A 1,366-nucleotide genomic window follows, 5' to 3' on the forward strand; every position below is an offset into this window, starting at 1 on the left:
GGGAACCTGGTCGAGCTGCGGCGGCTGCTGGCCGACGCTTCGGTGTCGACGATCGTGGTCGAGCACCGGGACCGGCTGGCCAGGTTCGGGTTCGAGCAGGTGGAGGCCGCGCTTGCAGCGCAAGGCCGTTCCATTGTCGTGCTGGATGAGGCCGAGGTCGAGGACGACTTGGTGCCGGAGATGACCGAGGTGTTGATCTGGATGTGCGCGCGCCTGTACGGCCGCCGGTCGGCCCAGCGCCGCGCCCGGGCCGCCATGAAAGCCGCTTCGGAGTCCGCGTCGTGAAAGTCATCAAGGCCTACCGGTACGCGCTCGACCCGACCCCGGTGCAGGCCGAGGCGTTCGGCTCCCACTGCGGTGGGAAGCGGTTCGCGTTCAACCACATGCTCGGGGTGGTGCGGGCGAACCTGGACCAGCGGGAGGCCGAGCGGACCTACGGCCTGGCCGAGGCCGATCTGACCCCGTATGTGAACTGGTCGGCCTACGGGCTTCGCAAATCCTGGAACGCCCGCAAGGAGGCGGCCACCGGCCGCGGGGACGGCACGTCATGGTGGGCCGAGAACTCCAAAGAGGTCTACGCGGCCGGTTGCGCCGACCTCGCGATGGCACTTGCGAACTGGCAGGCGTCCAAGCGCGGCAAACGCGCCGGACCCAAGATGGGCTTCCCGCAGCCGAAACAAAAGCACTCCCGGCCCTCGTGCCGGTTCACCACCGGCACCATCCGGCTCGAACCGGATCGACGGCACCTCACACTGCCCCGGATCGGGACCGTGCGCACCTGCGAGAACACGCGCAAGCTCGACCGGCACCTGCGGCGCGGCACGGGCCGCCTCCTGTCGGCCACCCTCACCCAAGGCAGCGGTGGCCGGTGGTACGTGTCCCTGACCTGCGAAATCGAGCAACGCGAACGCACTCCGGCCCGCCCGGACTCGGTCGTGGGCGTCGATCTGGGCGTCAAACACCTTGCCGTGCTGTCCACCGGTGAATTCGTCCCGAACCCGAAGCATCTGGACGCCGCCCAGCACAAGCTGCGGAAGGCGAACCGGTCGCTGGCCAGGAAACAAGGCCCCGCGCCCGGCAAGCAGCCGTCGAAGCGGTGGCTGAAAGCCAAGCAGCGGCTGAACCGGCTGCACGGGTCCGTCGCCGACGCACGAGGCGACGCGATCCACAAACTCACCACGCGCCTGGCCGCCGAGCACGGCACGGTCGTGGTCGAAGACCTCAACGTCACCGGGATGCTGCGCAACCGCAGGCTCGCCCGCCGGATCGCCGATGCGGCCTTCGGCCGGATCCGCCGCCGGCTCGAATACAAGACCGCCTGGAACGGCGGCACCCTGGTCGTGGCCGACCGGTGGCTGCCGTCCTC

General features: G+C 69.6%; 2 protein-coding genes. Both read left to right on the plus strand.

Annotated elements, in window-relative coordinates; all coding sequences use genetic code 11:
* Nucleotides 1–285: recombinase family protein (locus CUT39_RS16250; RefSeq protein ID WP_198586992.1), on the plus strand; the 285-nt coding region annotated here is incomplete at its 5' end.
* A partial coding sequence (gene tnpB / locus CUT39_RS16255) for an IS607 family element RNA-guided endonuclease TnpB (protein ID WP_198587200.1) occupies nucleotides 282–1,366 on the plus strand: 1,085 nt, incomplete at its 3' end. The genes CUT39_RS16250 and tnpB, both read left to right, overlap by 4 nt.

The sequence above is a fragment of the Glycomyces xiaoerkulensis genome (assembly GCF_002798405.1).
Classification (GTDB): domain Bacteria; phylum Actinomycetota; class Actinomycetes; order Mycobacteriales; family Micromonosporaceae; genus Glycomyces; species Glycomyces xiaoerkulensis.